General features: G+C 69.2%; 28 protein-coding genes and 3 tRNA genes. 14 read left to right on the forward strand and 17 right to left on the reverse strand.

The features are described from left to right. Positions 1 to 241: 241 nt before the first annotated feature. The 5 genes from rplA to AC1RN5_RS09775 form a co-directional block, all read right to left on the reverse strand. Entirely contained in the window at positions 242 to 931 is a 690-nt protein-coding gene (gene rplA / locus AC1RN5_RS09755; RefSeq protein ID WP_421931190.1) for a 50S ribosomal protein L1, read from the reverse strand. Between the two features lie 3 nt (positions 932 to 934). Continuing rightward, entirely contained in the window at positions 935 to 1366 is a 432-nt protein-coding gene (gene rplK / locus AC1RN5_RS09760; RefSeq protein ID WP_421931189.1) for a 50S ribosomal protein L11, read from the reverse strand. Between the two features lie 111 nt (positions 1367 to 1477). Then, positions 1478 to 2047, reverse strand: coding sequence for a transcription termination/antitermination protein NusG (gene nusG / locus AC1RN5_RS09765; protein ID WP_421931188.1), 570 nt, complete (start codon positions 2045 to 2047; stop codon positions 1478 to 1480). Between the two features lie 5 nt (positions 2048 to 2052). Further along, positions 2053 to 2358: a preprotein translocase subunit SecE gene (gene secE / locus AC1RN5_RS09770; RefSeq protein ID WP_215340986.1), complete on the reverse strand. Its 306-nt coding sequence runs from the start codon at positions 2356 to 2358 to the stop codon at positions 2053 to 2055. Between the two features lie 68 nt (positions 2359 to 2426). Next, a tRNA-Trp gene (locus AC1RN5_RS09775) sits at positions 2427 to 2502 on the reverse strand. Between the two features lie 188 nt (positions 2503 to 2690). Between AC1RN5_RS09775 and AC1RN5_RS09780 the strand changes: the two genes are divergently transcribed. After that, positions 2691 to 2864: a hypothetical protein gene (locus tag AC1RN5_RS09780; protein ID WP_493040962.1), complete on the forward strand. Its 174-nt coding sequence runs from the start codon at positions 2691 to 2693 to the stop codon at positions 2862 to 2864. A gap of 77 nt (positions 2865 to 2941) precedes the next feature. On the opposite strand, the gene tuf is transcribed toward AC1RN5_RS09780, so the two are convergent. The 3 genes from tuf to AC1RN5_RS09795 all read right to left on the reverse strand — a co-directional run bounded on the left by tuf (position 2942) and on the right by AC1RN5_RS09795 (position 4365). Further along, on the reverse strand, positions 2942 to 4132 hold the full coding sequence (tuf, locus tag AC1RN5_RS09785) for an elongation factor Tu (protein ID WP_421931186.1): 1191 nt from the start codon (positions 4130 to 4132) through the stop codon (positions 2942 to 2944). A gap of 24 nt (positions 4133 to 4156) precedes the next feature. After that, positions 4157 to 4230: transfer RNA gene (locus tag AC1RN5_RS09790), tRNA-Gly, on the reverse strand. A 49-nt stretch (positions 4231 to 4279) separates the two neighbouring features. After that, positions 4280 to 4365 (reverse strand) — tRNA-Tyr (locus AC1RN5_RS09795). A gap of 123 nt (positions 4366 to 4488) precedes the next feature. Here AC1RN5_RS09795 and rlmB point away from each other — a divergent pair. The 5 genes from rlmB to AC1RN5_RS09820 all read left to right on the forward strand — a co-directional run bounded on the left by rlmB (position 4489) and on the right by AC1RN5_RS09820 (position 9810). Continuing rightward, entirely contained in the window at positions 4489 to 5286 is a 798-nt protein-coding gene (rlmB, locus tag AC1RN5_RS09800) for a 23S rRNA (guanosine(2251)-2'-O)-methyltransferase RlmB (protein ID WP_493040963.1), read from the forward strand. Positions 5287 to 5412: 126 nt separating this feature from the next. Further along, positions 5413 to 7080: a hypothetical protein gene (locus AC1RN5_RS09805; protein WP_493040964.1), complete on the forward strand. Its 1668-nt coding sequence runs from the start codon at positions 5413 to 5415 to the stop codon at positions 7078 to 7080. A gap of 80 nt (positions 7081 to 7160) precedes the next feature. After that, positions 7161 to 7913: a YjbE family putative metal transport protein gene (locus AC1RN5_RS09810; protein ID WP_493040965.1), complete on the forward strand. Its 753-nt coding sequence runs from the start codon at positions 7161 to 7163 to the stop codon at positions 7911 to 7913. A gap of 2 nt (positions 7914 to 7915) precedes the next feature. Then, a complete protein-coding gene (locus tag AC1RN5_RS09815; RefSeq protein ID WP_493040966.1) occupies positions 7916 to 8605 on the forward strand; it encodes a TerC family protein in 690 nt (229 codons plus the stop codon). An 11-nt stretch (positions 8606 to 8616) separates the two neighbouring features. Continuing rightward, the gene (locus AC1RN5_RS09820; RefSeq protein ID WP_493040967.1) at positions 8617 to 9810 is read left to right on the forward strand and encodes a lanthionine synthetase C family protein; all 1194 of its coding nucleotides are present in this window, start codon (positions 8617 to 8619) and stop codon (positions 9808 to 9810) included. A 280-nt stretch (positions 9811 to 10090) separates the two neighbouring features. Here AC1RN5_RS09820 and AC1RN5_RS09825 read toward each other — a convergent pair whose 3' ends face one another. Further along, a complete protein-coding gene (locus AC1RN5_RS09825) occupies positions 10091 to 10228 on the reverse strand; it encodes a hypothetical protein (protein WP_304700904.1) in 138 nt (45 codons plus the stop codon). Between the two features lie 98 nt (positions 10229 to 10326). Here AC1RN5_RS09825 and AC1RN5_RS09830 point away from each other — a divergent pair, with 98 nt between their 5' ends. After that, complete coding sequence (locus AC1RN5_RS09830) at positions 10327 to 11523, forward strand: BaiN/RdsA family NAD(P)/FAD-dependent oxidoreductase (protein WP_493040968.1); 1197 nt, start codon at positions 10327 to 10329, stop codon at positions 11521 to 11523. On the opposite strand, the gene AC1RN5_RS09835 is transcribed toward AC1RN5_RS09830, so the two are convergent. Both AC1RN5_RS09835 and AC1RN5_RS09840 read right to left on the reverse strand, forming a co-directional pair. Then, entirely contained in the window at positions 11501 to 11797 is a 297-nt protein-coding gene (locus AC1RN5_RS09835; RefSeq protein ID WP_493040969.1) for a hypothetical protein, read from the reverse strand. The genes AC1RN5_RS09830 and AC1RN5_RS09835 overlap by 23 nt on opposite strands. A gap of 44 nt (positions 11798 to 11841) precedes the next feature. Further along, positions 11842 to 12609, reverse strand: coding sequence for an SDR family oxidoreductase (locus AC1RN5_RS09840; protein ID WP_493040970.1), 768 nt, complete (start codon positions 12607 to 12609; stop codon positions 11842 to 11844). 202 nt (positions 12610 to 12811) lie between these two features. Between AC1RN5_RS09840 and AC1RN5_RS09845 the strand changes: the two genes are divergently transcribed. Together AC1RN5_RS09845 and AC1RN5_RS09850 are read left to right on the forward strand one after the other, a co-directional pair. After that, the gene (locus tag AC1RN5_RS09845; RefSeq protein ID WP_493040971.1) at positions 12812 to 13732 is read left to right on the forward strand and encodes a LysR substrate-binding domain-containing protein; all 921 of its coding nucleotides are present in this window, start codon (positions 12812 to 12814) and stop codon (positions 13730 to 13732) included. After that, the gene (locus AC1RN5_RS09850) at positions 13729 to 14484 is read left to right on the forward strand and encodes an EcsC family protein (RefSeq protein ID WP_493040972.1); all 756 of its coding nucleotides are present in this window, start codon (positions 13729 to 13731) and stop codon (positions 14482 to 14484) included. Before AC1RN5_RS09845 ends, AC1RN5_RS09850 begins: the two co-directional genes overlap by 4 nt. On the opposite strand, the gene AC1RN5_RS09855 is transcribed toward AC1RN5_RS09850, so the two are convergent. Together AC1RN5_RS09855 and metG are read right to left on the reverse strand one after the other, a co-directional pair. Continuing rightward, on the reverse strand, positions 14453 to 15106 hold the full coding sequence (locus AC1RN5_RS09855; RefSeq protein ID WP_493040973.1) for a DUF1868 domain-containing protein: 654 nt from the start codon (positions 15104 to 15106) through the stop codon (positions 14453 to 14455). The genes AC1RN5_RS09850 and AC1RN5_RS09855 overlap by 32 nt on opposite strands. Positions 15107 to 15109: 3 nt before the next feature. Then, positions 15110 to 16924: a methionine--tRNA ligase gene (gene metG / locus AC1RN5_RS09860; RefSeq protein ID WP_493040974.1), complete on the reverse strand. Its 1815-nt coding sequence runs from the start codon at positions 16922 to 16924 to the stop codon at positions 15110 to 15112. A 170-nt stretch (positions 16925 to 17094) separates the two neighbouring features. Here metG and AC1RN5_RS09865 point away from each other — a divergent pair, with 170 nt between their 5' ends. Beyond that, entirely contained in the window at positions 17095 to 17517 is a 423-nt protein-coding gene (locus AC1RN5_RS09865) for a DUF1761 domain-containing protein (RefSeq protein WP_493040975.1), read from the forward strand. Here AC1RN5_RS09865 and AC1RN5_RS09870 read toward each other — a convergent pair. The 3 genes from AC1RN5_RS09870 to AC1RN5_RS09880 all read right to left on the reverse strand — a co-directional run bounded on the left by AC1RN5_RS09870 (position 17514) and on the right by AC1RN5_RS09880 (position 19924). After that, a complete protein-coding gene (locus tag AC1RN5_RS09870) occupies positions 17514 to 18368 on the reverse strand; it encodes an FkbM family methyltransferase (RefSeq protein ID WP_493040976.1) in 855 nt (284 codons plus the stop codon). The genes AC1RN5_RS09865 and AC1RN5_RS09870 overlap by 4 nt on opposite strands. A gap of 65 nt (positions 18369 to 18433) precedes the next feature. Then, complete coding sequence (locus AC1RN5_RS09875) at positions 18434 to 19570, reverse strand: aminotransferase class I/II-fold pyridoxal phosphate-dependent enzyme (RefSeq protein WP_493040977.1); 1137 nt, start codon at positions 19568 to 19570, stop codon at positions 18434 to 18436. Beyond that, the gene (locus AC1RN5_RS09880; protein WP_421931170.1) at positions 19571 to 19924 is read right to left on the reverse strand and encodes a DMT family protein; all 354 of its coding nucleotides are present in this window, start codon (positions 19922 to 19924) and stop codon (positions 19571 to 19573) included. It abuts the gene before it with no gap. Positions 19925 to 20016: 92 nt separating this feature from the next. On the opposite strand from AC1RN5_RS09880, the gene AC1RN5_RS09885 reads away from it, so the two are divergent. The 4 genes from AC1RN5_RS09885 to AC1RN5_RS09900 are packed head-to-tail and all read left to right on the forward strand — an operon-like array spanning position 20017 to position 23961. Next, on the forward strand, positions 20017 to 21120 hold the full coding sequence (locus AC1RN5_RS09885) for a polyamine ABC transporter substrate-binding protein (RefSeq protein WP_493040978.1): 1104 nt from the start codon (positions 20017 to 20019) through the stop codon (positions 21118 to 21120). Continuing rightward, a complete protein-coding gene (locus AC1RN5_RS09890) occupies positions 21117 to 22280 on the forward strand; it encodes an ABC transporter ATP-binding protein (RefSeq protein ID WP_493040979.1) in 1164 nt (387 codons plus the stop codon). The genes AC1RN5_RS09885 and AC1RN5_RS09890 overlap by 4 nt, the downstream gene beginning before the upstream one ends. Next, a complete protein-coding gene (locus AC1RN5_RS09895; RefSeq protein WP_493040980.1) occupies positions 22277 to 23173 on the forward strand; it encodes an ABC transporter permease in 897 nt (298 codons plus the stop codon). The genes AC1RN5_RS09890 and AC1RN5_RS09895 overlap by 4 nt, the downstream gene beginning before the upstream one ends. Next, entirely contained in the window at positions 23170 to 23961 is a 792-nt protein-coding gene (locus tag AC1RN5_RS09900; RefSeq protein WP_493040981.1) for an ABC transporter permease, read from the forward strand. The genes AC1RN5_RS09895 and AC1RN5_RS09900 overlap by 4 nt, the downstream gene beginning before the upstream one ends. Here the strand turns inward: AC1RN5_RS09900 and AC1RN5_RS09905 are convergent. Then, the gene (locus tag AC1RN5_RS09905) at positions 23958 to 25367 is read right to left on the reverse strand and encodes an amidase (protein WP_493040982.1); all 1410 of its coding nucleotides are present in this window, start codon (positions 25365 to 25367) and stop codon (positions 23958 to 23960) included. The genes AC1RN5_RS09900 and AC1RN5_RS09905 overlap by 4 nt on opposite strands. Positions 25368 to 25486: the final 119 nt, after the last annotated feature.

Below are 25486 nucleotides of genomic sequence, written 5' to 3' on the forward strand. Positions count from 1 at the left end.
CGGCTGAGGAAGGGCTCTTCCTCGCGTTACGGTCTCCGGTGACCCCGGAAACCCCGCAGTTCATGGACAGGATCGAGACCCGAAGGCCTCGAGCCCACCTCCCCTTGTCCGGGAGGCGAAACTTTAGAGGGGCGGGCTCTACACGAGCCCGGCCCGCCCGTCAAACCCGACGGGGAAAAGGAAACGGGCGGGCCCCGCGAAGGACCCGCCCGCCATATCCGACTTCAGCTGGATCTCAGCTTCAGACGCCGACCGAAGTGGTGTCGACGCGGAAGCCCGGGCCCATGGTGGACGAGAGGCTGATGCGCTTGATGTAGATGCCCTTGGCGCCCGAGGGCTTGGCCTTGTTCAGGGCGTCGACCAGGGCGCGCACGTTGGCCAGCAGGGCGTCTTCGGTGAAGCTCGCCTTGCCGATGCCGGCGTGGATGATCCCGGTCTTCTCGGTGCGGAACTCGATGGCGCCGCCCTTGGCGTCCTTCACGGCTTGACCGACGTTGGGGGTCACCGTGCCGACGCGCGGGTTCGGCATCAGGCCGCGGGGGCCCAGCACCTTACCCAGACGGCCGACGAGGGCCATCATGTCCGGCGTGGCGATCACGCGGTCGAACTCCATGAAGCCGCCCTGGATGCGTTCCACCAGCTCCTCGGCGCCGACGATGTCGGCCCCGGCGGCTTCGGCTTCGGCCGCCTTGGCGTCCTTGGCGATGACGCAGACGCGGACGTCGCGGCCGGTGCCGGAGGGCAGGCTGACGACGCCACGGACCTGCTGGTCGGCGTGGCGGGGATCGACGCCGAGGTTGACGGCGATCTCGATGCTTTCGTCGAACTTGGCGGTGGCGTTGGCCTTGACCAGTTTCACGGCGTCGGCGACGGCGTGGTTGGCGAGGCGGTCACCGGTCCAGGCTTGGACGCGTTTGGCTTGCTTGGGCATCTCTTAGGCCTCCACGATCTCAAGACCCATCGAACGGGCGGAGCCCTCGATGATCTTGGCGGCGGCTTCAACGTCGTTGGCGTTGAGGTCCTTCATCTTCTTCTCGGCGATGTCGCGCAGCTGGGTGCGCGAGATCGAGCCGGCCACGTCGCGGCCGGGCAGCTTGGAGCCGGACTTCAGGCCAAGCGCTTCCTTGATGAAGTGGGTCGCCGGCGGGGTCTTGGTGATGAAGGTGAAGGACTTGTCCTGGTAGACGGTGATCACCGTCGGCAGGGGCGTGCCCTTGGTTTCCTTCTCGGTGCGGGCGTTGAACTCCTTGCAGAAGCCCATAATGTTGACGCCGCGCTGACCCAGCGCCGGCCCGATGGGCGGCGAAGGCGTCGCGGAGCCCGCGGGCACCTGCAGCTTGATATAGCCCAGAATTTTCTTGGCCATGTTCTCCTCTGTGACCGGACGTCCGGTCTGTTGAGCCGTGGTCCGGCCCTGGCTGGGCCTCCCACGGATTTAAAGGCCCCTCCCCGCGGATGCGGAGAAAGGCGGCGCCAGTCAGGTCGTCTTTTCGACCTGGCTGTATTCGAGCTCGACCGGCGTGGCGCGTCCGAAGATGGACACCGTCACGCGCAGGCGGGCGCGTTCCTCGTCGACCTGTTCCACCGAGCCGTTGAAGCTGGCGAACGGACCATCGGTGACGCGGACCTGTTCCCCGATCTCGAACTGGATCGTGGGCTTGGGCCGCTCGACGCCTTCTTCGATGGCGCCGATGATGCGGGCGACTTCCTTTTCCGAGACCGGCTGCGGCTTGTTCTGGCTGCCCAGGAAACCGGTGACCTTCGGGGTGTTCTTGATGAGGTGGTAGGCCTCGTCGGTGAGCTCCATCTTCACCAGGACGTAGCCCGGGAAGAACTTGCGCTCGGCGTTGACCTTCCGGCCGCGGCGGATCTCCACCACGTCCTCGGTGGGCACCAGGATGTCGGAGAAGTTGTCCTCCAGCCCCTGGCTGCGGGCCTGTTCGCGAATCGACTCGGCCACCTTCTTCTCGAAGTTCGAGTAGGCGTGGACGATGTACCACTTGTGGCGGGGATTGGCGGCGACGGTGGCGGGAGCTTCAGCGTTCATTTCGACTATCCCGCATTCGCGAGCTTGAGGAGGAAGGCCATGGCGAGGGTCAGGGCCCCATCCACCAGGGAGAAGAAGGTCGCGGCCAGCACCACCATGATCCCCACCATCACCGAGGTGATCCAGGTCTCCTTGCGCGTCGTCCAGGTGATCTTGCGCGCCTCGGCGCGGACTTCCCGGAAGAACTGGGCGGGGCTGGTCTTCTTCTTCGGCGCGGCCTGCGCCAGGGCCGATGCAGGCGCGATCACCGCGGCCGTCTTGGCGGCGCGGTTCTTCATCGCTTGCGGCGTGGAACCCGGTTTCCTGGCCATCTAGGCGCTCGACACTCTCTTATAGGCGGGCGGCGGACCTCCGCGCCCTGGTCTACGTACACATAGGTTGGCAGGAGTGGAGGGACTCGAACCCACGACCCTCGGTTTTGGAGACCGATGCTCTACCAGCTGAGCTACACTCCTACGACCCTCGCCCTTGCGGGCGCGGCCTCTGAACAATGAACAGCGCGCCGGAAAGCCTTCCGGCGCGCGCTCATCGCTAGAGCCGGGTCGTTTAGCAGTGGCCGCCCCCCCAAGCAATAGTCGCGGCGCGCGGATCGAAGCGGCCGGCACCTGCGTTTGTCCGGGGCCCCGCCAGATCAGGAAATCCCATGCCAGACCGCGACCCCAACGCCGCCAAGACCCGCGACGAGGACATGAAGCCGGCCTCCCCGCCCCGCCCGGCCACCGAGCCCGCCGGGAGCAAGGATTCGAGCCGAAACGCCAAGACCCTGACCAACCCCTCGACCGGCGAGCCCGAGCCCGGCACGCCCCGCCCCACCTGACGCGCAGCAAAAAGGCCTCCGGATCGCTCCGGAGGCCTGATCTTGTCTTCCTGCCCCCAAGAGGGAGCGGGTAGAGACTACTCGACGATCTTGGAGACCACGCCGGCGCCGACGGTGCGGCCGCCTTCGCGGATGGCGAAACGCAGGCCCTGGTCCATGGCGATCGGGGTGATCAGTTCCACGTCCAGCTCGGCGTTGTCGCCCGGCATGATCATTTCCACGCCTTCCTTCAGCTTGATGATCCCGGTCACGTCGGTGGTCCGGAAGTAGAACTGAGGACGGTAGTTGGTGAAGAACGGGGTGTGACGACCGCCCTCTTCCTTGGTCAGGATATAGGCCTCGGCCACGAACTTGGTGTGCGGGGTGATCGAGCCCGGCTTGCAGAGAACCTGGCCGCGCTCGACGTCTTCACGCTTGGTGCCGCGCAGCAGCACGCCCACGTTGTCGCCGGCCTGACCCTGGTCCAACAGCTTGCGGAACATTTCCACGCCCGTGCAGATGGTCTTCTGGACGGGGCGGATGCCGACGATCTCGACTTCCTCGCCGACCTTGACGATGCCCTTTTCGATCCGGCCGGTCACCACCGTGCCGCGGCCCGAGATCGAGAACACGTCTTCCACCGGCATCAGGAACGGCAGGTCCACCGGACGCTCCGGCTGCGGGATGTAGGCGTCCACCGTCTCCATCAGCTTCAGGATCGACTTCTCGCCGATCTCCGGATCGCCGCCGTCCAGCGCCACCTTGGCCGAACCCATGGTGATCGGGATGTCGTCGCCCGGGAACTGGTACGACGACAGGAGCTCGCGCACCTCCATCTCCACCAGCTCCAGCAGCTCGGCGTCGTCCACCAGGTCGACCTTGTTCATGTAGACCACCAGGGCGGGCACGCCCACCTGACGGGCCAGCAGGATGTGCTCGCGGGTCTGCGGCATCGGACCGTCGGCGGCCGACACCACCAGGATCGCGCCGTCCATCTGGGCCGCGCCGGTGATCATGTTCTTCACATAGTCGGCGTGGCCGGGGCAGTCGACGTGGGCGTAGTGACGGTTGGCCGTCTCATATTCCACGTGCGCGGTGTTGATCGTGATCCCGCGCGCCTTCTCCTCCGGAGCCGCGTCGATGTCGGCATAGGCCATCGCCTTGGCCCCACCGGCCTTGGCCAGCGTCATCGTGATCGCGGCCGTCAACGTCGTCTTGCCATGGTCAACGTGACCAATCGTGCCGATGTTGCAGTGCGGCTTAGTGCGTTCGAACTTTTCCTTGGCCATGGGATCCTACGGGCGTTTGAGAGATGGAGCGGGTAGCGGGAATCGAACCCGCATCCTCAGCTTGGAAGGCTGCTGCACTACCATTGTGCTATACCCGCAGAACGGGGTGCTCGTGAGCGAGCCTCCATAGAGTTTCGCTCCGGCGCGTGGTGGGGGAAGTAGGACTCGAACCTACGAAGGCGTACGCCAGGGGATTTACAGTCCCCCCCCTTTGCCACTCGGGACATTCCCCCAGCGCGCTCGGAGCCACACCGAGGTCCGAACAAAAAGCCTCCGCCGATCGGTGCGTCCGGTGCTAAAGCCGGTCGCGAGCGGCGGGAAATCTGTCCGGTTCCCGATTTGGAGTGCGCCTTATAGTGTCGTCACACAGCGAACGCAACGCGCCCTGGAAGGGTTCTAAAAAGGGCCCCCACGGAAGGCATTCCGGACGGCGGGACGCGGTTTCCGACGACTGGCTCTGGGGTTGGCACGCCGTGAGCGCCGCCCTGGCCAATCCGGCCCGCGAACCGGCCGACCGCCTGCTGGCCACCGCCGACCGCGCGAAGGAGCTCACGGCGCGATTCGGACGCAACCCGGCGCTGGAGATCGTCGAGCCCGGCGTCATCAGCCACAACCTTCCCAGCGGCGCGGTCCACCAGGGCCTGGCCCTGCAGGTGGCGATGCTGGAGCCGGTGGCCCTGGAGGAATTCGAGGCCAGGCCCGGCGCGGTGGTGCTGATGCTCGACCAGGTCACCGACCCGCAGAACGTCGGCGCCATCCTGCGCTCGGCCGCGGCCTTCGGGGCGGCCGGCGTCATCCTGCAGGACCGCCACGCGCCGAAGCTGACCGGGGCGCTCGCCAAGGCCGCCGCCGGCGCCGTGGACCAGATCCCCACGGCCCACGTGGTGAACCTGTCGCGGGCCCTGGAGACCCTGGCCGACCTCGGCTGGCGGGCCGTGGGCCTGGACGGGACCGCCGACCAGTCCCTGGAGCAGGCGCTGGACGGAACCCCCACCGTCCTGGTGCTGGGATCGGAGGGCGAAGGCATCCGCCGGCTGGTGGCCGAACACTGCGACGCCCTGGGAAAGATCCCCATGCCGGGCGGTTTCGAGAGCCTGAATGTCTCGGCCGCCGCCGCGGTGGCGCTTTACGAGGCTTCCCGCACTCGCGCTTGAGGGGAATTGAATACCCGCCACGCGATTCCCCCTTTTGATTTCCGGCCCAGAGCGTGATCTGTTGCGTGACTGTTAAGGTTTAGGGCCAGTGTGCGGCTCGGATCTCGACATGGGATGGGGGCCCCAATGGCGAATATGTTGACCAAGTGGATGTTGCGCGGCGCGGCCGCGACCGTGCTGTTAACCGTCGCTGGCTGCAGCGGCCCCACCTCCCACGAGGTCGCCCCTCCCCCGGACGCCTACACCCAGGCCCCGCCGCCCGAGCTGATGGGCGCCGCGCCCGGCGCCGCCGACGACACCGGCCTGATGGGCGGCCCCGGGGGCGCTCGGCAGATCGCCCCGGCCTCGCGGCCCGCCTCGCGCTATGCCGACCGCCTGGTCACCTATCGCCGCGCCGACGGCGTCCTGGTCACGGCCATGCGGCCGGTGCCCAACCCCGAGGACATGTCGGCCCGCGAGCGCCGCCTGGTCTATGGCGGCCGCTACGCGCCCCGGGCCCATGTGAGCTCCGGAACCCGCACCCGCCATGCGGAGGCCGCTCAAGCCTATTACGCGCCGGCCAAGCCGCGCCCGGCGGTCGCCGCCAAGCCGGCGGTCGCAGCCGCCCGGCCCGCGCCCGTCGCCAAGCCCGTCATCGCCGCCAAGCCCGTGGTCGCCGCAGCGCCCAAGGTCGTGGAGCAGGCCAAGCCGGCGCCCGCGCCGAAGCCCGTCCCGGCCCTGGCCAAGGCGCCCCAGCCCAGCTTCCCGGCCACAGGCCTGGCGGTCCCCGCCGATCCCAAGCTCGCCAAGCTGCAGACCGCCGTCGGCGGCGAGGTGGCCTCCGGCTCCAAGCTCACCGTTCCCGAGGCCGTCACCAAGGGCCAGGCCGGCCAGGTGTCCCTGTCCCTGCCCCAGACCCTGCTGGCGACGATCCAGCGCGAGGCGGCCAAGCTCGGCCTGACCAAGGCCGCCAAGAAGGCCGAGGTCACCGCCACCCTGTCGGGAACCGGCTACGAAATCACCCCCAACGGTCCGCAGACCGCCAAGCTGAAGACCGGCGAAGCCGCCGCCTTCAACTGGCAGGTCAAGCCGGGCGCCGGGGAGCGTGGTCCCCTGAAGGCCGATGTCGACGCCCGCCTCACCGGGATCAAGCCGCCGATGACCTTCTCCCTGGCCAGCATCGAACAGGCCCTGGCCGCGCTGATGCCGGAAGCCCCCGCCAAGAAGAAGGGCCTCGACCTCTCCGGCCTGCTGAGCAAGCTGACCATCCCGGGGATGAAGGACGTCGCCGTGCCTGGCGTCGGCCGCGTGCCCTCCAATAAGGTCGTCGCCGGCGCCCTGGTGCTGGCGGCCCTGGCCCTGCTGATCGCGCTCGCCCGCGGCGCCTCGGAGAACCGTCGCCGCGCCGAGCGTCGCCGCAAGTTCCGCACCATGACCGAAACCGGGACCTCCCACGTCGAGCCGGAAGAGCATCATGGCGGCCTGGCCGCGCCCCTGGCGGCGGCCGCGGCCGGCGCCGCGGTGGCCGGCGCCATCGCCTCGCACCATCATGACGAGGGGCATGGCGACGCCCATGGCGACCATGGTCACGACGCCCACGCGGCGCATGACGATCACGCCGCCGCGCACGACGATCATGGCCACGCGGCCCATGACGACCACGGTCACGGCGACGCCCATGCCGCCCATGACGACCACGGCCATGCCGCGGCGCATGATGATCATGGCCACGCGGCCCATGACGACCATGGTCACGCCGCGCACGACGACCATGGGCATGACGCCCACCACAAAGAACCCGAACACGCCCACTAGACCGTAAAATCCCTCCCCCGCGTGGGGAGGGATGGTCACCTCAGCTTGCCCTGTCAGGCGCGGCGCCGCATTGAGGGGCCATGTCCCTTGCTCTGCACTTGCCTGCCGCCGGCGCGGTCGCCGCCTTCTTCCAAGTCGTGATGATCGATCTGGCGCTGGCCGGCGACAACGCCGTCGCCGTGGGCCTGTCGGCCGCCGGCCTGCCGGAAAAGCAGCGCCGCAAGGCCATCATCCTGGGCCTGGCCGGCGCGGTGGTGATGCTGATCGGCTTCGCCCTGATCACCGTCCAGCTCCTGAACGTGGTGGGCCTGCTGCTGGCCGGCGGCTTCCTGCTGCTGTGGGTCTGCTGGAAGATGTGGCACGAGCTGGCCGAGCAGGGCCGCGAGGCCTCCGCCGAGGGCGAGCGCGCCCTGGAGGAGGCCACCGGGGTCGCCATCGGCGCCCACCCCAAGCACGCCGCCAAGGCCAAGACCCTGGGCGCGGCGCTTCTGCAGATCCTGATCGCCGACCTGACCATGAGCCTGGACAATGTCCTGGCCGTCGCAGGCGCCGCGCGGGAGCACCCCAAGGTGCTGATCGCCGGCCTGATGATCTCCATCACCTTGATGGGGGTGGCGGCCAGCTGGATCGCCAAGCTGCTGCACCGCTTCCGCTGGCTCGGCTATCTGGGCCTGGCCATCGTCCTCTATGTCGCCCTGCACATGATCTGGGAGGGCCATCGCAGCGTCCTGATCGATCTGGGCAAGGCGGAGGCCTATAACGCCGCCATGCCCGGCGCCCTGGACATCACCCCCGACGAGATCGCGGCCCACGCCGCGCAGAAGAAGCGCTAGCCATGGGCGATCTGCTGGAGGTTGGCGTCTGGGGGGCCTTCGTCGCCTTTCTGCAGGTGATGCTCATCGACCTGGTCCTGGCCGGCGACAACGCCGTGGCCGTGGGCCTGGCGGCGGGAGGCCTGCCGGCCGAACAACGCCGCAAGGTGATCCTCTGGGGCCTGGCCGCGGCCGTGGTGATGCGGATCGGTTTCGCCCTGATCACCACCCAGCTGCTGGGGATCATCGGCCTGATGCTGGCCGGCGGCCTGCTGCTGCTCTGGGTCTGCTGGAAGATGTGGCGCGAGCTGCGGGAACAGGCCACCCACGCCCAGGCCGACGCCCTGGCCGAGCACGCGCCGGTCAAGCCCGCCAAGAGCTTCCGGGCCGCCTTCCTGCAGATCCTCGCCGCCGACCTCTCCATGAGCCTGGACAACGTCCTGGCCGTGGCCGGCGCGGCCCGCGAGCACCCGATGGTGCTGGTCTTCGGCCTGATCTTCTCCATCGCCCTGATGGGGGTCGCCGCCAACTGGATCGCCGGCCTGCTGCACCGCCACCGCTGGATCGGATATCTGGGCCTGCTGATCGTGCTCTATGTCGCCCTGCACATGATCTGGGAAGGCCACCGCGACGCCGTCCACCGCCTGGGCCACGCGCCCGCCTACAACGCGGTGATGCCCGGCCCCTTGGACATCAAACCTAAGGAACACTGACGGGCCGCCGGATGACCGATCTCTATCCCGCCGATCGTCATGAGCCGCTGCGCCGCCTGCCCTGGGACGCCGCCGCCGTCCGCGGGGAAATCAAGGCCATCGTCGCCGAGACCCGCCGGGCGATGCGCAGCCAAGGCCTGTGGCCGGTCCACCCGAAGGATCGGGAGACCGACTCTCCGCCCCTAGCCGATCTCTATCTGGGCGCGGCCGGGAACATCTGGACCCTGGATCATCTCACCAAGGCCGGCGCGGTGGCTGAGGCGCCAAGCCTCGCTCACCACCTGGCGCCGCTGCGCGAGCAGACCCGGGCCTATTATCAGTCGCGCGGCGTGCAGACCCGCTCCTATCTGAACGGGGACGCCGGCCTCTTGCTGGCGGAATGGCGTCTCGCACCCTCGCCAGCCCTGGCCGACGCCTTGGCCGAAGTCATCGCCGCGAATACCGACGACCCGGCCCTGGAATTCATGTGGGGCGCGCCAGGGACCATGCTGGCGGCCCTGGCCATGCATCTCGCCACCGGCGAGGCCCGGTGGGCCGACCTATTCCGGGCGGGGGCCGAGGTGCTGGAGGCGACGTTCCTGCCCGTCGCGGACTTCCCGGCGCCGATCTGGACCCAAGACCTCTATGGCTCCCAGCGCCAATATTTCGGCCTGGTTCACGGCTTCGCCGGGAACGCTTTCGTCCTGATCCAAGGCCGCGCACTGCTTGAGCCCCAAACCTGGGCTCGGTGGTCACCCCGGCTGGCGGAGACCCTGGCGGCGGCCGCCACCCATGGCGAGGGCGGCGTCAACTGGACAGCGGGGGTTGGACCCAGCCGGCCGGGCCGCATTGCGCCAGTCCAGGTCTGCCACGGCGCACCGGGCATGGTTCTGGGCCTGTCAGACCTCGACCAGCCAATCGACGACCTCTTGTTAGGTGGCGGCGAACTGATATGGCGCGCCGGCCCCCTGACCAAGGGGCCGGGAGTCTGCCATGGGACGGCGGGCAACGGCTACGCCCTCCTCAAGCTGTTCGAGCGCACCGGCGACGAGCTGTGGCTGGATCGGGCGCGGGCCTTCGCGATGCACGCCATCGGCCAGAGCCGGGCGGACGCGGAGACCGTCGGCAGGCGGCGATATTCGCTCTGGACCGGGGATCTGGGCGTGGCCGCCTTCCTCTTGGATTGCCTCGAAGGCAAGGCGGCCTTCCCGACCCTGCACCCCTGAACGCAGAACGGCGCGCCAAGCCCGGGAGGGAGCCTGGCGCGCCGGGGACCGGACGTCGCGTTGAGGGACGGGAAATGACGTCCGGCCTTGGGATGAACAATGCCGCCCCCGGCTTGAACCCGCGCTGAACGGAGCCCGGCGCCGCCTGTTCATCTCCGGCTGGAACAAAGCTTGGCCTTGTCTCGTTTCCCGACCGGCGACGAGCCCCAAGCTCCAGTCGCCAAGGCCGGAGAGTCCCCGAACCATGTCCCCCGGGGACTCTCCGGCTATGGCCGGGTGTTCAGGTCTTGAGATCGGGCCTGGAAGCCAGGAAGGCGGCCTTCTCGGCGGCCGTCAGCACCTTGCCGGGCTTCAGCCGGGCGACCTTGGGGGTCGGCGGCGCATAGATGCGGGGCTGGCCCTTGGCTGGCGGTTTCATGTCGAGGCCCTTGAGTTGGACTCCCACCATCGCACACTCCGGCGTCGCTGAGGCGACAGATTGACGACGCCGGCCGCCGCCTCGGCTAAAGACGGGCCATGACAGAGACGATTGCGGTGATCGGCGGCGGGCCGGCGGGCCTGATGGCCGCCGAGGTGCTGAGCCGCGCCGGACGGGCGGTCACCGTCTATGAGCGCATGCCGAGCCTGGGGCGGAAGTTCCTGATGGCCGGCCGCGGCGGCCTGAACCTCACCCATTCCGAGGATTTCCGCGCCTTCGTCGGCCGCTACGGCCCGGCGGCCGAGCATCTCCGCCCCCGGCTGGAGGCCTTCACCCCCGCCGACCTGACGGCCTGGGCCGAAGGTCTTGGCCAGCCCACCTTCGTGGGCTCCAGCGGCCGGGTGTTTCCCAGGACCCTGAAGGCCTCCCCCCTGCTCCGCGCCTGGCTGGGGCGGCTGGACCGCCAGGGGGTCCGCTTCCGCACCCGCATGGAGTGGCGCGGCTGGAACGCGGCCGGCGAACTGGTGTTCGCGGGCGGCGAGACCGCGCGGCCCGACGCCACGGTCCTGGCGCTCGGTGGCGCGAGCTGGGCCAAGCTCGGCTCCGACGGCGCCTGGGCCCAGACCCTGACGGCGCAGGGCGTGGCCCTGTCGCCTTTCGAACCCGCAAATGTCGGCTTCACCGTCGACTGGAGCCCGATGTTCCGGGAGCGGTTCGCGGGCCAGCCGCTGAAGGCCATCGCCCTGTCCCACGGCCGCCGCACCCTGCGCGGCGAGGCGGTGGTGGCCGCCTACGGCATCGAGGGGGGCGCGGTCTACGCCCTGTCGGCCGACCTGCGCGCGGCGATCGCGGCGGCGGGCACGACGACCGTGGAGATCGACCTGCGGCCCGGCCTGACCCACGAACAGCTCGCCGCCCGGCTGGACCGGCCCCGGGGCGGGCAGTCCACGGCCACCTTCCTGCGCAAGGCCGCCAACCTCTCGCCTCTGGAGATCAGCCTGCTGCGGGAGGCCCACGGCGCCGCCCTGCCCGCCGACCTGGCCGCCGCCATCAAGCGGGTTCCGATCCGGCTGACCGGGACCCAGGGCTTGGCCCGCGCCATCTCCACCGCCGGCGGCGTGCGCTTCGACGCGGTGGACGAGGATCTGATGCTGAAGGCCCGGCCGGGCGTCTATGTCGCCGGGGAGATGCTGGATTGGGAGGCGCCCACGGGCGGCTACCTGCTGCAGGCCTGCTTCGCCACCGGCGCAGCGGCGGCGCAGGCGATCCTGGCTAGACCGCCAGGTGGGGAATGATCCAGCGGCGGGGATATTTCCATCCCAGGGCGCGGACCTGACCGTCGGCGAGACCCAGGGTCTTCATCAGGCTGGCCGGAACCTGGCTGATGGCCTGGACCGGCTCCAGGCCAGCCACCGGGCTGGAGGCCACGATCCCGGCCTTCAGCGCATGGTCGACGCCGGTCCACTCGGCCTTGGCGCGATCCTCGTGGCCCACGGCGAAATAGTGCCGCAGGAAGGCCGTCTCCTCCGGAGCCTGCACCATCACGCCGATCAGCCAACCGCCCGCCATGCCGACCACATAGGGCCGTTCCGGCGGGCGGCCAACAGAAGGTTCTAGAACTCGGCCGAGCCGCCGTCGCAGGGCACGGTGGTCCCCGTGGTGTAGGCGCTGGCGCGGGAGGACAGGAAGATGGCCACCCCGGCGATGTCTTGCGGCGTGCCGATCCGTCCGCGCGGATTGGCCTTGGCGATGGCGTCGCCGGCCCGCGCGAGGGTCGCGGCCATCATGTGGCTGGGGAAGGGTCCGGGCGCGATGGCGTTGACCAGGATGTTCTCCGGCGCCAGGCGCTTGGCCAGGTGCCGGGTCAGCATGATGCAGCCGGCCTTGGAGGTGGAGTAGGAATAGGTCTCCAGGCCGGGGGGCTCGATGCCGTTCACCGAGGCGATGTTGATCACGCGCGACGGATCCTCGTGGGTGGCGGCGGCGCGCAGTTGCGGCAGCAGCTTCTGGGTCAGGAAGAAGACCGACTTGGTGTTGAGATCCACCACCTTGTCCCAGCCGCTCTCGGGGAACTCGTCGATCGGCGCGCCCCAGGTGGCGCCGGCGTTGTTCACCAGCACGTCCAGCTTGGGCTCCCGCTCGGCGATGGCCGCGGCCAGGCCCTCGATGCCGGCCATGGCGCCCAGGTCGAAGGGCAGAGAGATGCAGGTCCCGAACTCCGACAGCTCCTCGGCCACCCGATCGCAGACCTCGGCCTTGCGCGAGGAGATGTAGACCTTCGCCCCGTTCTCCACATAGCCGCGGGCGATCATCTCGCCGATGCCGCGGCTGCCGCCGGTGACCAGAACGACCTTGCCTTCAACGCTGAACAGATTGCGCAATGGGTTTCCTCGCAAACAGAGAGCCGGCGTCGCTGCGCCGTTGAAAGCGGGCTTTATGGCGAGGCCCGGCCCGGGTGGCGAGGGCTTTCCGCCGGGTCAGGGCAAGTTTTCGAGCATCAGGTATGGCCCGGCTCCGTGGGTGGGCGGATCGGCGAGACCGTCCCTGGCGCGGCGAGGATTTCCGACCTAGCGTAGTCGAGAGATGAGTGAATTCGATATCAATCACATACGCCGGATGGACGGCGGCCTGCTGCTGGTGTTCCGCGAGCTGCTGCGGCGCCGGCGCGCCTCCGAGGTGGCCGCGCGCCTGGGCCTCTCGCCCTCAGCGGTGAGCCACGCCCTCACCCGCCTGCGCGACCTGTTCGACGACCCGCTGTTCATCCGCCGCCCCCACGGCTTCGATCCCACCGCGCGTGCCCTGCAGCTGGGGCCGGAGGTCGAGGCCCTGCTGGAGCTGGCGGGGTCGCTGGGGCGCCAGGGCGGGTTCGACCCCGCCCAGACCGACCGTCTGTTTCGGATCAGCGCCCCGGAGTTCGTCACCGCCCTGATGGGCGCCCGCCTGATCGAGCGCCTGAACAGCGCGGCCCCGGGGGCGGGCTTCGAGGTGGCCTTCCTGGCCCAGGATCGCGCCGCCGACGCCCTGCGCCAGGGCCGGCTCGACCTGGCCATCGGCCGCTTCGGCCAGCCCCGCCCCGGCTTCACCCAAGAGCACCTGTACGAGGACCGCTACTGCGTGGTGGCGCGGCGGGGGCATCCGGTGATCGACGGGCAGATCGACTTCGAGACCTATCGCGACATCGGCCACGTGCTGAGCTTCTCCCGCAGCGAGGCGCCCCAGGAGGAGGCCGTGGAGAGCCGCGTCCAGATCGCCGAATGGCGCCAGAGGACCGTGGCCATGGTGCCCCAGTGGCTGACGGCGCTGGCCCTGGTGGCCGGCAGCGACGCCATCGCCACCCCGCCCCGCCGGCTGGCCGAGCGTCAGGCGCCGCTGCTGGGCTTGCAGGTCCTCGATCCTCCCTTCAAACCCCACGAGTTCGCCGTCAGCGCCCTGCGCCGCGCCGGCGGGGAGGACGCCGGGCTCGACTGGTTCCTCGACCAGGTGCGCGCGGCGGTGGAGCCATGAACGAGATTTCCGACGTCGCCTATGACGCCCAGGTCCTGGCCGAGATGGCCGCCTGGCGTGAGCGGGTGCTCAAGCCCGCCGGGCCCTTCGACAAGGCCGCGCGCAATGTGCAGGACAGGATCAACAACCTGATCCCGGAGAAGGTGCACGACGTCATCACCGCGGCCATGGAGCAGATGACCCGGGCGATCCTCACCGGCGCCGACTATACCAGCCCGCCACCCGTGGAGGGCGCGACCCTGCGGGCCCGCGAGGCCCAGGCCCGCGACAAGATCATGGCCTGGCGCACCACCGCCGCGGCCGAGGGCGGGGTGGCCGGCGCGGGCGGCTTCCTGTTGGCGGCGGCGGACTTCCCGGTGCTGATCGGGCTGAAGATCAAGCTGCTGTTCGACCTGGCGGCGATCTACGGCCACTCGGGCGACGACCTGGCCGAGCGGCTCTACATCCTGCGGATCTTCAGCCTGGCCTTCTCCAGCGCCTCGCGGCGTCCCGAGGCCTATGCCGCCCTGGCCGACTGGGACAGCGCCCGGGCCATGGCCGACGGCGGACTGGAGAGCCTCGACTGGCGCCGCTTCCAGCAGGAGTACCGGGACTATATCGACCTGGCCAAGCTGGCCCAGATGATCCCGGTGATCGGCGCACCGGTGGGCGCCTTCGTCAACTACCGCCTGCTGGACCGCCTCGGCGAGACGGCGATGAACGCCTACCGGATGCGCTGGTTCAACCGACCGGCAGGCGAAGCCTCGGCCTGAAGGCCAGCATGTCATCGAAGGCGCAGTAGTCGGGCGCACCGAGCTGCAGCACCTGCCCGGCGAGCCGTCCGCGCCAGGCTTCGAACGCCGCCTCGAAGTTCGCCTGCTCGTCGGCCGTGAAGGGCTCCAGCAGGTAGCCGAGCTGGGTATGGAAGCCGTAGCTGTCGTGGCCGGGCTTGCGGACTCCCGTCGCCGCCGACAGGCGGTCCCGCAGGTCGCGCAGCCGCCGCTCTTCGTCGGCGTCGACCGGGGTGAGCTCGAAGCGGAAGGGTTGGATCGGCTTGGCCAGATCGACCCGCAGCCGATAGGGCGGCGCGCAGGTCACGCCCTTCAGTCGCTCACCGACGATCTCGTCGCAGACCGGCATCGGCGCATCCAGCGGCACGCCCTCCGGCCATAGGCCGGGGGTTCGATGCTGGTCGTCGGCGCCGCCGAAGACGGTCATGTGGTAGCTGGCCACCGGCAGCAGGGCGAGCTTGCCCGCGAAGCTCGCGCCCGCCGCCTCAGCCCTGACCTCGGCCAGGCTCCGCGCCAGCCAGCCGTCCGCCGGCAGGTGGACGATCACCGTATTCCCCGCGAAGGGCTTGGCGCGCCCGTCACGATGGAACTTGGGGTGGCTCAAGCCCTAGGCCTCCGCCTCGACCGGCTCCGGCCCGCCGAAGCGTTCCAGCCAGGCGGCGACCTGGTCGTTCTCGATCTTCTTGAACAGCACCTCCGGCGCGGCGACCTTGCGGCCGGCGGGCAGGATGTCGAGGATGGCGGCGCCCTCCCCGGTCGGCCAGACGCCCGGGAAGGCCTCCCCCACCCCGCCGGCGATCTTCTCGGCGGCGAAGGGGATGAAGGGCTCCGACACCTTGGCGAACAGGGCCACCAGGTTGAGGCCGGTGCGCACGGCGACGGCGGCGCGGGCCGGGTCGGTCTTGATGGCGGTCCAGGGGGCGGCTTCGGTCAGGTACTGGTTGCCCAGCACCCAGAGCTGCCGCAGGGCCTGGGTCGCCTTGCGGAAGTCGATGGCCTCCATCTGCTCGTTCAGGTCGGCCAGCTTGGCGGTGACGTCGGCGTGGAGCTTCTCCTCCAGCGGGCCGGGCTCGCCGCCCGCGGGAACCACGCCCTCGAAGCGGGTCTCGGTGAACTTCAGGATGCGGTTGACGAAATTGCCCAGCACGTCGGCCAGGTCGGCGTTCACCTGGGCCTGAAACTGCTCCCAGGTGAACATGGTGTCGCTGCTCTCCGGCGCATTGGCCATGATCCACCAGCGCCAGTAGTCGGCGGGCAGGATCTCGAGCGCGGCGTCGATAAACACCCCGCGCTGGTGCGTCGTGGAAAACCGGCCGCCGTAATAGTTCAGCCAGTTGAAGCCCTTGAGCGTGTCCACCAGCTTCCAGGGCGCGTTGGAGGACGGCCGCCAGGTCCCGTCGGGATTCTTGGTCTCGTTGGAGCCGAACAGGGTGCAGGGGAAGCCCACGGTGTGGAAGGGCACGTTGTCCTTGCCCATGAACTCCACATAGCTGACGTCGGCGGCGGCGGGGCCGCGCCACCAGCTCTCGTACTCGGTCTCGCTGGCCGGATCGGCGCCGGGCTTGGCGGCCGACCATTCCCAGGTGGCGGCGATGTACTCGATCGGCGCGTCGAACCAGACATAGAAGACCTTGCCCGCCAGGCCCGCCACGTCGGGGCGTTCGCCCGCGGGGTTCGGGCCCCAGTCGGCGGCGTTGACCGGCACGCCCCACTCCAGGTCTCGGGTGATCCCGCGGTCCTGCAGGCCCTCGTCCAGCCACTTCAGCGCCGTGGACGTGACCAGCACCGGCCACTTGCCCTTCTTGCTGGTGATCCACTCGCGCAGCTTTCCGTCGAAGGCGGTCTGCTTGAGGAACAGGTGCAGGGAGTCGCGGATCTCGATGTCGTCGGACCCCGAGACCGAGGAGCGCGGATGGATCAGGTCGACGGGATCGAGCTGGCGGGTGCAGTTGTCGCACTGGTCGCCCCGGGCGGCGTTGTAGCCGCAGTGCGGACAGGTGCCGACCACGTAGCGGTCGGGCAGGAAGCGCTTGTCGGCGTTGGAATAGACCTGCTGGGTCACGCGGCCCTCGATGAAGCCGGCCTCCCACAGCCCCTGCGCGAAGCGCTGGGTCAGGGTGCGGTTCTGGATCGAGGACGAGCGGCCGAAATGGTCGAAGCTGATGCCGAAGCCGGCATAGAGGTCGCGCTGGATCTGGTGCTGGTCGTCGCAGTAGGACCGTACGTCCTGGCCAAGCGCCGCGGCGCCCAGTTCGGCCGGGGTGCCGTGCTCGTCGGTGGCGCAGATGTAGAGCGTCTCGCGGCCCCGCGCCCGCTGGAACCGGGCATAGACGTCGGCCGGCAGCATGGAGCCCGCCAGGTTCCCCAGGTGCTTGATCCCGTTGATGTAGGGCAAGGCCGAGGTGATGAGGATGCGGGACATGGGCGGACTCGAAATGAGGAGTTGCGGGAAGCGCGGCTTATAGGGCGCCCCATCTGGTTTTCCCAAGCCGCCCGCGCAAGTCCCGCTCGTCTTTCCCTGCGGAGAGCTTCAGCATAACGTCGGTATGGACCGTGGCCGGCAGAGCCGCGGCGGGTCAAGGGAAGAGACGAATGTTCAAGAATATCAACTGGATCGCCGTATTGATCTGTGTGGCCCTGCTGGAGGGCCTGGGCTTCCTCTGGTACGGACCCCTGCTGGGCGAGGCCTGGAGCGCCGCCTATCGCGACTCCATCGGCCGCGATCCGGACATGACCAACATGGCGGTCACCCAGAGCCTGGGGGTGGTGAACACCCTGATCCTGGTGGTCGGCCTGGCCTGGGTCTTCGCCCGCCTGGGGGTGACCTCCCTGGCCGGGATCGGCACGGCGGTGGCGGTGTGGTTCTTCTTCAACTTCACCACCATGGCCATCGAGTACCTCTATATGGGCCTCGCGCCCAACCTGGTGCTGATCAACATGGGCTACCAGCTGGTGAGCTACCTCGTCGCCGGCGCGGTTCTCGGCCTGATGCCGGCGCGGGCCAAGCCGGCCTAGGCCCCGGCGTTCACCAGGCCGAGGTAGCGCTCGAAGGCGTCGGCCGGGAGCACGCCCCGGGCGGCGAGCAGGGCGATCATGCGGCCGGCCAGGTCGATGCTGTAGAAGGCGTGATGGGCCAGCAGGGCCACGGTCTTCATCAGTTCGGGGTCCAGGCCGCCGGGCGCCACGGGGTCGCGCACATAGACGATGTCGGCCTCCAGCAGCTGGTTGAAGGGGCTGCGGAAGTCGCCGTCGCGTAGCACCGGGGCGATCGACCACTTCTTCAGGGCGGTGAAGCAGTGCGGCATGAAGCCCTGGCCGCGCATCCAGACGTCGATCTCGCCGAAACTGGGCTGGCCCTGGTAGAGCGGCACGAAGGAGACCTCCAGCTGGACCATCGCGCAGCGGGCCAGCTTGTCGGTCCCGTGGCGCAGGGCGGTCAGCTCGCCGCCCTGGATGTCCATCTTCAGGAAGTCGAGGCCCGGCAGGTCGTCGATGTCGTCCAGGCGTGTGGTGGCGACCGGCAGCTCGCGCTCGACCTCGCCCAGCCGCTCGAAGCCGTTGAAGAAGGCCAGGTGGTCGGCGCTGGGGCGGAAGAGGGAGGTCATCCCCGACTGCGGGGCGGCCAGGTAGAGGGTGGCGGGCCGCCCGTCGCCCACCACCTGCGGAAAGATCCTCACCCGCTCGCCATAGAGCTGGCGCAGGGCGTCGTGCTGGCGCGGATCGGCGTCGAAGGCGTTCAGCTCGGCGAGCCCTGCGTCCACCATGTCCTTGTAGACGGGTGTCTCCCCCAGGTCGGCGGCGCCGATATCGGCCACCTGCAGCGGCCGCTCAAGGGCCAGGAGATCGAAGAGGTCGCGGGTCGCCATGGGTCAGATTGAGACTGATTCTCGCGCCTTGGGCGCGTCTTGGGCGCCGCGGCGCGACGCTCGCCCTAGGCCGCCGTCCGCGCGGCGAACCAGGGGATCAGACGGTCGATGGCCGTCTGGATCTCGGGGGTCGAGACCGCGAAGCTCATGCGGATGAAGTGGCCGCCCTCGACGGGATCGAAGTCCAGGCCCGGCGCCGTCGCCACGCCGGTCTCGCGCAGCAGGTCCTTGCAGAAGCTCAGGCTGTCCTGGGTCAGGTGGCCGATGTCGGCGTAGATGTAGAAGGCCCCGTCCGGCGGCGCGATCTGGGTCAGGCCCAGCCTGGGCAGGGCCGCCAGCAACAGGTCGCGGTTGGCGCGATAGACCGCCACGTGGCCCTCGAGCTCCTCGCGCTCATCCATGGCCGCCAGGGCCACATGCTGGCTGAGCGTCGGGGCGGTGAGGAACAGGTTGCCGATATAGGCCCGCGCCCTTGCAAGGTCCCGCTGCGGCGCCAGCAGCCAGCCAAGACGCCAGCCCACCATGCTGAAATACTTGGAGAAACTGTTCACCACCAGGGTGTCGGGCTCGAACTCCAGCATCGACCGCGCGGGGCCCACATAGCTGAGCCCGTGATAGATCTCGTCGGAGACGATGCGGATGCCGCGCTCCCGGCAAACCCGGGCGATAGCCTCCAGTTCGCCCGCCTCGATGATGGTGCCGGTGGGATTGGCGGGGCTGGCGACGATCACCCCGGCCGGCGCGGGGTCCAGGGCCGCCAGATGCGCGGCGGTGAGCTGGAACCGGCTCTCCGACCCGCAGGCGATCTCCACCGGCTCCAGGTGCAGGGCCTTGAGGGTGTTGCGGTAGGCGACGTAGCCCGGCCGCGCCAGGGCCACCCGGTCCCCCGGATTGAAGGTGGAGGCGAGCGCCAGGACCAGGGCCGGCGAGGCCCCGCAGGTCAGGATCACCCGCTCTGGCGCGACGCTGACGCCATAGGTCTCCAGGTAATGGCGGGCGATGCGCGCGCGCAGGGCCGGGCTTTCCCAGTAGCCGCCGCGATCGGCGTCCAGCATCTCGTGGGCGACGGCGATGGCCGCCTTCGGCGCGCCCGTCGAAGGCTGGCCGAACTCCATGTGGATGATCGAGGCCCCCTCGGCCTTAAGCCGGTGAGCCAGGGTGCTGATGCCGATGGCGTGGAAGGGATCGATCTGGGCGGGCATCTAGAGCGGTCCCTTGAAGACGAAGAAGGCGCCGGCGGCGATCAGCAGGAACCCGATGCCGTGATTCCAGGTGAACCGCTCCCCCAGATAGGTCACCGAGAAGATGGCGAAGATCACGAGGGTGATCACCTCCTGCATCGCCTTCAGCTCCATGGGATCATAGACGCCGCGCCCGATCCGGTTGGCCGGGACCGCCAGGCAGTATTCGAAGAAGGCGATCCCCCAGCTGGCCACGATCAGCAGCCAGATCGGCCGGTGCTCCACCTTCAGGTGCCCATACCAGGCGAAGGTCATGAAGACGTTGGAGGCGATCAGCAGGAGGATCGGGGCGATGGCCGCCGTGGTCATGGGCATGCAGGGGCTCCGGGCGCGGGAATCGATGATTTCGCACTTAACGCGGCGGTTCGCAGCCCTATAACCTTGCGGGACGCATGGGGGAGAACGCGATGGCGGATTGGGGCAAGCGGCTGGGCATGGCCGCGGTCGGGATGATGGCGCTGGTCCTGGCCTCCTGCGGCCAGGGCGGCCCTGGAACGCTGCACATCTACAACTGGTCGGACTATATCGACCCGGCGATCCTGAAGGACTTCACCAAGGAGACCGGCGTCAAGGTTGTCTACGACACCTTTGATTCCAATGAAGTTCTGGAGACCAAGGTGTTGCAGGGGAACACCGGCTACGACCTGGTCGTCCCCTCCAACCACAACGTCCCCCGCTACATCGCCGCCGGCGCCATCCAGCCCCTGGACAAGTCCAAGCTGACCGGCCTGTCCAACCTGTGGCCCGACATCATGGCCTATATGGAGCCCTTCGATCCGGGGGCGAAGTACAGCGTCCCCTACATGTGGGGCACCATCGGCATCGGCTACAACAAGGACGCCATCGCCAAGCGCCTGCCCGGCGTCACCATCGACAGCTGGGACATCGTCTTCAAGCCGGAGAACCTGGCCAAGCTGAAGGACTGCGGGGTCTATTGGCTGGACGCCTCGGAGGACATGTACGCCGTCGCCCTGAACTATCTGGGCAAGGACCCCAACTCCAAGGCGCTGGAGGACTATCAGGCGGCCACCGAGATGTTCCTCAAGGCCCGGCCCTATGTCCGCAAGTTCCATTCCTCGGAGTCCATCGAGGCGCTGGCCAACGGCGATATCTGCATCGCCATCGGCTATTCCGGCGACATGCTGCAGGCCAAGAGCCGCGCCGAGGAAGCCGGCGACAAGGTGCACCTGGACTATGTGGTGCCCAAGGAGGGCAGCCAGGTCTGGTTCGACGTCTTCACCATCCCGAAGGACGCCCCGAACCCGGCCGCGGCCTACAAGTTCCTCGACTACATGCTGCGTCCCGAGGTGATCGCCCGGGCCTCGACTTTCACCGAGTATGCCAACGCCAACAAGGCGGCGACCGCCCTGGTGGCCCCAGACGTGCGGGACAACCCCAACGTCTATCCGACCCCCGACCAGCTGCTGACCCTGTTCGTCACCTCCTCCAAGGACCAGAGCCTGCTGCGCGAGGTGAACCGACAGTGGACGCGGGTGCAGACCGGCCGATGACCACCACGCGCCGGCCACGCCTCAACATCGGCGCCGTCCGTTCCAGCTTCGCCCCCTGGACGGACCCGGCCCTGGAGCCCCTGGTCCGGTTCGAGGGGGTGACCAAGCGTTTCGGGACCGAGACGGCGGTGAACGATGTCTCGCTGTCGATCTATGAGAGCGAGTTCTTCGCCCTGCTGGGGCCGTCTGGCTGTGGCAAGACCACCCTGATGCGCCTGCTGGCCGGGTTCGAGACCCCGGACGCCGGCCGCATCACCCTGGCGGGGCAGGACCTGGCCGGACAGCCGCCGCACCAGCGGCCGGTGAACATGATGTTCCAGTCCTACGCCCTCTTCCCGCACCTGAGCGTGGAGCAGAACATCGCCTTCGGCCTCAAGCAGCAGGGCGCGCCCAAGGGCCAGATCGCCGACCGGGTGACCGAAATGCTGGCCCTGGTGCGGCTGGAGGGCCTGGCGAGGCGCAAGCCCCACCAGCTCTCGGGCGGCCAGAGGCAGCGGGTGGCGCTCGCCCGCGCCATCGCCCCCAATCCCAAGATGCTGCTGCTGGACGAACCCCTCGCGGCCCTGGACAAGAAGCTGCGTGAGGAGACCCAGTTCGAGCTGATCGCCCTGCAGCAGCGCCTGGGCATGACCTTCCTGATCGTCACCCACGACCAGGAAGAGGCCATGGTCACCGCCGACCGGATCGCGGTGATGCGCGAGGGCCAGATCGTCCAGATCGGCCGCCCGGCCGAGGTCTATGAGACCCCCAACTCCCGCTACGTGGCCGACTTCATCGGCGACGTGAACCTGTTCGAAGGCGCGGTGACCACCGCCGACGGCAAGCGGGTGACGCTGGCCACCCCCGACTGCCCGGCGGGCTTCGAGGCCCTGGAGGACGACCCCTTGGCCGTCGGCTCCACCGCCTGGCTGGGGGTGCGGCCCGAGAAGATCCAGCTGCACCTCGACCCGCCCAAGGAGGGTCCCAACCGCATGGCCGGCAAGGTCGCCGACTACGGCTATCTCGGCGACTGGACCACCTATGTGGTGGAGCTGGAGAGCGGCCGCACCGTGCGCGCCGCCCGCGCCAACGCCTCGCGCCTGGTGGCCCGGCCCATCGCCTGCGACGATCCCTGCTGGCTGACCTTCGCCCCGGACGCCGCCGTGGTGCTGACCCGATGAAGGGTCGCCCCAGGACCGGTCTGGCGGCCCTGGCCCCCTTCCTGTGGCTGGGGGTCTTCTTCCTGTTTCCGTTCCTGCTGGTGGCCAAGCTGTCCCTATCGGACACCGCGCTCGCCATGCCGCCCTATGCGCCGCGGCTCGACTGGAGCGCGGGCTGGGCCGGGGTGCGGGCCTTCTTCGCCGCCCTGGACTTCGAGACCTACGCCCGCCTGACCGGCGACAGCCTCTACATCGCCTCCTACCTCTCAAGCCTGAAGTTCGCCGCCGTGGCCACGGGGATCCTGCTGCTGATCGGCTACCCCATCGCCTACGGCATGTCGCGGTTCGAGGCCTCGACGCGCCAGGCCCTGCTGATGGCGGTGATCCTGCCCTTCTGGACCAGCTTCCTGATCCGAGTCTACGCCTGGATCGCGGTGCTGAAGCCCGAGGGCCTGCTGAACACCTTCCTCTCCCAGTTCGGCCTGCCCGAGCTCAACCTGCTCAACACCGACACCGCGGTCTATATCGGCCTGGTCTACGCCTACCTGCCCTTCATGGTGCTGCCGCTCTATGCGGTGCTGGAGAAGCAGGACCAGAGCCTGCTGGAGGCCGCCGCCGACCTGGGTTGCACGCGGACCCAGGCCTTCTGGCGGGTGACCTTCCCCCTCTCCCTGCCGGGCGTCGCCGCCGGCGCCCTGCTCTGCCTCATCCCCATGGTGGGCGAGTTCGTGATCCCCGACCTGCTGGGGGGTTCGGGCACCCTGATGCTGGGCAAGACCATCTGGACGGAGTTCTTCGCCAACCGCGACTGGCCGGCCGCCTCGGCCGTGGCCATCGCCATGTTGGCCACCCTGGTGATCCCCATCGTCCTCTACCAACGCCAGCAGACGAAGATGATCGAGGCCGGGCGATGAAGCGCGGCGCCTCGGCGTTCAACTGGGTGGCGGTGACGGCGGGCCTGGCCTTCCTCTACCTGCCCATCGTCCTGCTGGTGGTCTACTCCTTCAACGCCAGCCGGCTGGTGACGGTGTGGGGCGGATTCTCCACCAAGTGGTACGGCGCCCTGCTGCGCGACGACCAGCTGCTGGCCGCCATCGGGGTGACCCTGCGGGTCGGGCTGATCTCGGCCAGCCTGGCCACGGTGCTGGGAACCCTGTCGGCCGTGGCCCTGGTGCGCTCGGGGCGGTTCAGGGGCCGGCTGCTGTTCTCGGGCATGATCTATGCGCCCCTGGTGATGCCCGAGGTGATCCTGGGACTCTCCCTGCTGCTGCTGTTCGTGGCCTTCGGCCTGCCGCGCGGGTTCTGGACGGTGACTGTGAGCCACGCCACGGTCACCCTCTGCTACGTCACGGTGGTGGTTCAGGCCCGGCTGATCAGCTTCGACAAGGCCCTGGAGGAAGCCGCCCGCGACCTGGGCTGCACGCCGCTGCGGGCCTTCTTCGCCGTCACCCTGCCCAATATCGCCCCGGCCGTGGCGGCGGCCTGGATGCTGGCCTTCACCCTGTCCCTCGACGACCTGGTGATCGCCAGCTTCACCTCGGGGCCCGGGGCCACCACCCTGCCGATGCGGATCTACAGCCAGGTCCGGTTGGGGGTCAGCCCGGAGATCAACGCGGTCTCCACCCTGCTGGTGGGTCTGGTGGCGACCGGGGTGATCGGCGCCTACCTGTTCCAGCAGCGGCGGGGCGGTCGCGAGGCCTAGATCGGCGCGACCCGGTCGAACCAGGGCCTGGCCGTCTCCAGCTGCCCGGCGAGGCGGAACAGGGTCGCCTCGTCGGCCATGCGCCCCACGAACTGCAGGCCGATGGGCAGGCCGCCCTTGGACCAGGCCAGGGGCACGGTCATGGCCGGCTGGCCGGTGTTGTTGAAGGCCTGGGTGTTGGGCATGAACTTGAAGAGCCGCTCGGTGAAGGCCCGCAGGTCCTCCGTCAGGTGGCCGATCGGGATGGCCGGGCTGCCCAGGGTGGAGAGCAGCAGCACGTCGTAGGTGGAAAACAGGCCCGCCACCGCCCGGCCATAGGCGTGGATGGCCGCCAGGCCGCGCACATAGGTGGCGCCGCTGACCCCGGTCCCGCGCCGATACATGCCCCAGGTGAGCATCTCCACCTCGTCCTCGGTGACCGGTCGGCCGCGGCGCTCGGCTTCGGCCTCGAAGGTGGCCGCGACGCTGGCGGCGATGACGTCGCCAGCGCCCTGCTGCATGGCCGCCAGGTTTCCCGGCACGGTCACCTCCTCCACCGTGTGGCCCAGGCTTTCGCAGAGCCGGGCGGCGTCCAGCACCGCCTGGACGCATTCGGGGTCCAGGGTGTCGGAGGCCAGCGCCGCGGTGGTGAAGCCGATCCGCAGCTTGCCCGGCGCGCGGCCGACCTCCTGGGCGTAGGGGGTGGCGGGCGCGTCCAGATAGTAGGGGTCGCCCGGCTGAGGCCGGCAGGCGATGTCCAGCAGCACGGCCGAGTCGCGGACCGAGCGGGTGACGGCATGCTGGATCGAGGCCCCGCCCCAGCCCTCCCCCAGGGGCGAGAAGGAGACGCGGCCGCGCGACGGCTTCAGGCCGAACAGGCCGCAGGCCGAGGCCGGCGTGCGGATGGAGCCGCCGCCGTCGCTGGCGTGGGCCGCGGGCACGATTCCGGCCGCCACCGCCGAGGCCGCCCCGCCCGAGGAGCCGCCGGGCGTGCGCGAGACGTCCCAGGGATTGCGGCAGGGGCCCAGGAAGGCGCTCTCGGTGATGGGCATCAGGCCATATTCGGGGGTGTTGGTCTTGCCGAAGATCACCAGGCCCGCCTGGCGGTAGGCGGTGGTGAGCGCGCTGTCGGCGGCGGCCACATTGTCCTTCAGCAGGGCCGAGCCCGAGGAGGTCACCGTCCCGGCCAGGGTCGCCCCCAGGTCCTTGAGCAGGAAGGGCACGCCGGCCAGGGCCCCACCTTGCGGCTTGGCGGCTTCCTTGCGGCCCCAGTCGGCCAGGTCGAGGGTCACGGCGTTGAGGGCCGGATTGACCTGGCCCATGCGGGTGACCGCGGTCTCCAGCAGCTCGCCGGCGGAGACCTCGCCCTTGGCCACCAGGCCCACCAGGCCCACGGCGTCGTGGCTGCGATAGTCCTCGAACTTCATGGCGCTCTCCCCGTATCTTTCCGTCAGAGGATCACAGGGCGCTTGGCCCGCGCGACCGGGAAATTCGCATGAGGGGCATTTTTCTTGGGAACACTCTCGCGGCCCGCGAATTGATAGGG

It is taken from the genome of Phenylobacterium sp. GW821-FHT12F10 (genome assembly GCF_058806695.1).